General features: G+C 38.2%; 5 protein-coding genes and 1 pseudogene. 2 read left to right on the top strand and 4 right to left on the bottom strand.

The annotated features are described in order from the left end of the window. Together FG383_RS21120 and FG383_RS06950 are read left to right on the top strand one after the other, a co-directional pair. A partial coding sequence (locus FG383_RS21120; RefSeq protein WP_221887513.1) for a hypothetical protein occupies positions 1 to 199 on the top strand: 199 nt, incomplete at its 5' end. Positions 200 to 266: 67 nt separating this feature from the next. Continuing rightward, complete coding sequence (locus FG383_RS06950; protein WP_246096892.1) at positions 267 to 1,655, top strand: MATE family efflux transporter; 1,389 nt, start codon at positions 267 to 269, stop codon at positions 1,653 to 1,655. Between the two features lie 27 nt (positions 1,656 to 1,682). Here the strand turns inward: FG383_RS06950 and FG383_RS06945 are convergent, their stop codons facing one another. The 4 genes and pseudogenes from FG383_RS06945 to FG383_RS06930 all read right to left on the bottom strand — a co-directional run bounded on the left by FG383_RS06945 (position 1,683) and on the right by FG383_RS06930 (position 5,955). Continuing rightward, positions 1,683 to 2,873 (bottom strand): aminotransferase class I/II-fold pyridoxal phosphate-dependent enzyme, encoded by a 1,191-nt coding sequence (locus tag FG383_RS06945; RefSeq protein ID WP_142606311.1) that lies wholly within the window; start codon positions 2,871 to 2,873, stop codon positions 1,683 to 1,685. A 233-nt stretch (positions 2,874 to 3,106) separates the two neighbouring features. Further along, positions 3,107 to 3,403 (bottom strand): annotated as a pseudogene (locus FG383_RS06940) (GMC oxidoreductase); the annotation flags it as partial. A gap of 24 nt (positions 3,404 to 3,427) precedes the next feature. Beyond that, positions 3,428 to 5,143: a GMC family oxidoreductase gene (locus tag FG383_RS06935; protein WP_142606307.1), complete on the bottom strand. Its 1,716-nt coding sequence runs from the start codon at positions 5,141 to 5,143 to the stop codon at positions 3,428 to 3,430. A gap of 47 nt (positions 5,144 to 5,190) precedes the next feature. Continuing rightward, a complete protein-coding gene (locus tag FG383_RS06930) occupies positions 5,191 to 5,955 on the bottom strand; it encodes a gluconate 2-dehydrogenase subunit 3 family protein (RefSeq protein ID WP_142606305.1) in 765 nt (254 codons plus the stop codon). Positions 5,956 to 6,000: the final 45 nt, after the last annotated feature.

Here is a 6,000-nt window from a genome sequence, read left to right as displayed (position 1 = left end):
GGTGAAGGCTCATCGCTCACCCGGTGGAAAGCGTACGACTGCAATGAAAATCCTAGCGGTTACTAGTCGACGCACTACGTCACAATATCTCTATATTGCGCAAACCACCCTGCATCATGCATACATAAAAAACAGATACACTTCTAAAAATGAAGTGTATCTGTTTTTTATTTATTGTGAAACGCTTACAAAATCTTAACTGGCGCAGGACTCATAGTCTATGGTAAGATTCATCTTATGAAAAATGACTAGATAAAGAAGGTATAATAGTGGCGGTTAAAAAAAAGAAGGAATTAGGGGAAAAGTTAAGTCTATTTCACTTAACTTGGCCTATTTTTTTAGAAGTGTTTTTATTTATGTTAATGGGAATTGCCGATACATTTATGTTAAGTGCAGTTTCGGACAATGCGGTATCTGGCGTAGGAGCGGCGAATCAATATATACAAATTGCTATTTTAGTGTTGGAAGTAGTAGGAATTGGGGCGGCAATCGTTGTTTCGCAATATTTGGGATCGAAGCGTTTTATCGAAGCTTCTAAGATTTCCGGGCTTGCAGTTACATTGAATTTAGGCGTTGGGATATTATTAAGTATAGGCTTTATAATATTCTCTAAGAAAATAATGATTGCGATGAATTTACAGGGGGATGTACTTGTTCATGCACACCAATACTTGTCGATTGTCGGAGGAGCAATTTTTCTACAAGCTGTGATCAATTCACTAGCATCCATTATTCGAGTGCATGGATATACGAAGCAGACGATGCTCGTGTCTCTGGGGATGAACATCATTCACGTCATTGGTAACTATGTATTAATCTTCGGTAAGTTTGGATTCCAGGAATTGGGTGTGCAAGGTGCGGCAATTTCTTCGGTAGTTAGCCGACTTATTGCGATGCTTGTATTCTTCTGGTTGTTGTATCAAGTAATGGAATACCGGGTGAAGCTAGCTTATTACTTCACCATGTCCAAAGAGTATGTCGGGAAAATTTTGCAAATAGGATTACCATCTGCTTTCGAACAGATCTTGTATCAAGGATGCCAAATCGTATTTCTTTATTATGTTACGTATTTAGGAACAGAGTCTTTAGCAGCAAGGCAATATGCAGTGAATATATCGATGTTTACGTATTTATTTGCAATAGCAATTGGAATGGGAACAGCAATCATTGTCGGAAGACTAGTGGGGGCAGGTGAAAAAGACGAGGCGTATAAGTCTGTATGGACAAGTGTGAAATGGGCATTATTGTTTACGCTAGTAATGGTTACTATTGTCATGGTTTTCCGAATTCCACTGATGAGTTTATTTACGAGTAACGAACAAGTAATTCAAATCGGTGCATCTGTATTAATCTTAAGCATTATGCTAGAGACTGGTCGTACGATGAACATTGTTATTATCAATTCGTTGCGAGCGGCTGGAGATGCAAAATTTCCAGTAGTTATGGGTGCATTATCTATGGTCATGATGAGTTTGCCATTAGGTTACTTTTTAGTTTTTGTATTGGATTTAGGCCTACCAGGTATTTGGTTAGCAATAACGGCGGATGAATGGACAAGGGCAATTATTATGTATTTTAGATGGAAGGGTAGAAGATGGGAAAAATTTGCCCTCGTAAAACCGATAGAAGAAAAAGAAAGACCAAGTGAAAGCTAAATATGCTTTCCTTGGTCTTTCTTTTTCTTAACTATTCACTAAAGTAGCACAAGTTTCGAGATTTAATGTTTTCAACTGCTCCACTGCTTTTTTCAGTGTTTCTACATCTTGTACAAGTGCTACTCGCACAAAGCCAGCACCAGCTGATCCGAATACTGTACCGGGTACTATTACGACTCCAGTTTGACGAATAACCTCAAATGCAAACTCTTTATCGTCCATGTCGTATGGGTATTTCGCCCAAACGAACATACCACCAGTAGAAGGTGCTACGGTCCAACCTAAATCTGCTATTCCTTGCATTAATACTTTATGACGCTCTGCAAAGGTTTTGCGTAAACTTTCCGTAATTTCTTCCGCATTATTTAGTGCAACAATCCCTGCTTCTTGAATTGGCTCGAAAATACCAAAGTCTAAATTCGATTTCAGTTGCTTCATGATACTAATCATTTCCGCATTCCCAACGAGATACGCAATTCGTGTACCAGCTAAGCTAAAGCTTTTGGATAATGAGTTGATCTCCATGCCGACTTCCATTGCTCCAGGCGTTGTTAAGAAACTACTTGGTGCATCACCGGAAAAATAAAATTCAGAATAAGCGGCATCATGTAAAATAATCACATTGTATTTATTTGCGAAGGCTACAACTTTTTCAAAGAAGGCTTCATCGGGCATTGCTGGAACAGGATTTCCTGGAAGATTCAATATCATTAGTTTCGCCTGATATGCGATTTCTTCTGGGATTGCATCTAAATTAGGTAAAAAGCCGTTCTCTTCAGACAGGCTCATATAGTAAGGAACCGCACCTGCAAGCTTAATCCCAGCGTCATATGCAACGTATCCAGGGTTGGTTGTTAGCACAATGTCGCCTTCATTGCAAAATGCTATCGGGAGATGAACAAGTCCTTCTTGGGAACCCATCGTTTGTAAAACCTCAGTTTGTGGATTTAAATGAACGTTTACACGTCGTTTATAATAATCCGCCACCGCTTCGTTAAAACGTTGTGTTCCACTAAGCATGTAGCCATATGAATGTTCAGAAAAACTCTGTTCAGATAGAACTTTTCTTATTTTTTCATCAGGAGGTAAATCCGGACTACCTAAACTTAAATCGTACACTTCATAACCAGCTGCTTGTTTTGCTGCGGCGGCTGCTTTTAAATCACCGAAAATTGCAGGTTCAAATATGGACATTTTTCTAGATGGTTCGATATTCACTTAAAAGCACTCCTCGCATATGTAAATAATTTTATCATTCATTGTATCACAAGTTACATTAGTATGGTGAAAAATATAAGTGTAAATACGTTATCTTTCGACTATTTTGTGAATACCTAGTTAAATGAAATTAATTTACCAATGTGAATATAAAAAGCTACTAGTACTCTTAAAAGAGAGAACTAATAGCTTTTAGTTGTTGGCTAATTCTATGAAAAGATGTTTGTTTCTTATTAAACTAAAGATCCACCATTTTTTAAATATTTTTCAATACCTTCAGCAGCACGGTATGCAAGCGCTCCAACCGTTCCCGTAGGGTTCATACCTGAATTATGAGGGAAAGCATTAGCACCAGGTACAAATACATTTTCACAATCCCACATTTGAAGATAGTTATTTAATGCACTTGTTTCAGGATTTGCACCCATGATAACTCCACCTATATTATGTGTAGTTTGATATTTCGTCGTATCCCGATCACCTTGTTCTCCAGGAGAGTTAATAATACCTGCTCCCATTTCTTCCAAAATATTAGTAGTTATTTGACTTTTAAATTAAATAAGTGAACCGCCTTTTTCCATATACTTCAGAATACCCTCAGCAGCACGGTAAGATAATGCACCTACTGTACCAGTTGGGTTGTACCCAGCATTTTGTGGGAAAGATGATGCCCCTACAACAAATAGATTTTCGACATCCCACATTTGCGAGTAATTGTTTACTGCAGATGTTTCAGGATCTGCACCCATTATTACACCACCAGTATTATGAGTAGATTGATATTCTGCTACATTGTATGGTCCAAGCTCTCTGCTAGTATCAATGTGATCCGCACCCATTTCTTTTAGGATTGCTTCACATTTATCAGCCATAAACTCTGTCAATTTACGGTCTTGTTCTTCAAAGTCAAAAGTAATTCGAACTAATGGATCGCCAAATGCATCATTATAAACAGGATCTAGATCAAGGAAATGTTGTTTATAAGCCATAGAAGCACCTTCACCACTTACAGTTAAGGAAGCATTTGTATATTTTAAAGAAGCATCCTTAAATTCTTTACCCCAAGACTTTGTTCCAGATGGTACTTGGTTGTTGGCAATAGGGCGTTGTCCAGTTTGTCCAAGGATGATCATTCCGCCGTGGATGAAATCTAAATCAGAATGATCGAAATTATCTCCGTTATAGTCATCAATAATCATTCCTAAACCGCCGGAGCCAACAAAGTTGTTGAACTTATGGTCATCGAAGAATCCAGTTGCTCTACCTTTACGAATTTGGTAAGCATAGTTTTTTCCGATAACTCCTGTACCAGTAGTTGGATCATATGGTCTTCCAATTCCAGATAATAAAAGAAGACGAACGTTTGTAAATACATACCCTGATAATACGACAACATCAGCTGGTTGTTCGAATTCTTCTCCAGTAGTTAAATCTGTGTAAAGAACTCCAGTAGCTTTTCCGTTTGAGTATAAAATACGACGTACTTCAGAATGTGGACGAATTTCAAAGTTACCCGTAGCTTTTGCAACTGGCAGTACAGTTACACCAGGTTCTGCTTTTGCTCCGTATTCACAGCCGAAACGCTCACAGAACCCACAGTATTGACAAGCTGCTCGTGAAATTCCATCTGGGTTTGTATAGGCTTCAGATAGATTGGCAGATGGTTGTACATAAGGATGGTAACCCATTCGCTTTGTAGCATCATCAAATAAGCGCATCGCTTCTGTTTTTTTCATCGCTGGAGTAGGGAAAGGGTTAGAACGTTTTCCACCTAGTGGATTATCTTCACCAGAAATCCCCGCCATTTTTTCATATTGATCATAATAAGGCTCAATCTCATCATACGTAATACCCCAGTCTTGAATAGTCATATCCGCGGGTATTTTATCCGCACCATATTTTTCAATCGTTTTAGAGCGTAATTCAAAATCGTATGGTAGGAAACGGAAGTTTTGTCCGTTCCAGTGTGCACCAGAACCACCAACACCAACTCCAAGTAAGAAAGAACCATAAGAACGCATTGGAAGCGAACGCATTTTGTCATTATTACGGAAAGTAATTGTTTCTTTAGAAAGATCTTGCATCATTTCATGTCGAACTGCATATCTAAGCTCGTCATGCGCCATAAAATAATCTTCTGTTTTTCTATCTTTGCCTCGCTCTAATCCAACAACTTTTTTACCTTGTTTTGTTAGCTCAGCTGCGATGATACCAGCGGACCAGCCAACACCAATTGTGACTACATCTACTTTAGGTAATTTTGTTACCATTATTTTTTTCCCCCTCAATCATATAACTCTATATAACTACGCTATTATTAGTGTTTATGTTGTGAATTTAAAGCCATTGGTTCTACTACAGTAAATTCTTTTTCAATGATATCTAGGTAGCTCATTTGATGACCTGGGAAGTTTTTCATTTTCCAACCAGCCATATTTGCATTACCACCATACAATGGGTCAGCGTAAGCGCCTTCAATTGTTGCAGTCCGTAAAACTCCGAAGAAGTGGGCAGAAGTTGTTCCTTTAAGTTCAACATTCCCATCAGCAAATTCTGTTAATATTGCATCTTGTTCTTCCTCTGATAAATTCGTGAAAGATTTATCATAAGTTTTTAAACTTTGTTCTTCTATCCCTTTTAAACCGATTTCAAAAATTTGTTGTCTATTTTGACGACCTTGATAGCCTTGAGTAGCTTCACCAGGAAAGAAAGGACCGGATGTGTATTCTTTTGATCCCATGCCCCAAGCACCTGCTAGTTGATGGTCAATATAGTAAGCAACTAGTAATTCTCTTGCTCCAGGACCATTATCATCTGCTGGGAAGATTCTTTCTGCTGCAGCTTCAGTAATACGATATTGCTCAGGTGTAAAGTACATTAAGGCAACGTTTAAATTATTCGTACCAGTGGCCTCTGAGTGAACATGTGTTTCAGTAGTTGTTGTTTTTTCTTCTTTTACTAGAAGGCTACCGAGTGCACCGCCTAGAACAACCCCGCCAACTGTTAAACCCGAATTTTTAATAAACGTACGTCTAGAAGAACGTTTATCTAAAAGCGGAGCATTTTTTTCTTGTTCTGACATAATAAAACCTCCAATTTATAGTGAATAAAATATTGATTTCGAGAA

Source organism: Psychrobacillus soli (assembly GCF_006861775.1).
Classification (GTDB): domain Bacteria; phylum Bacillota; class Bacilli; order Bacillales_A; family Planococcaceae; genus Psychrobacillus; species Psychrobacillus soli.
This window is presented reverse-complemented; position numbering and strand designations above follow the sequence as displayed.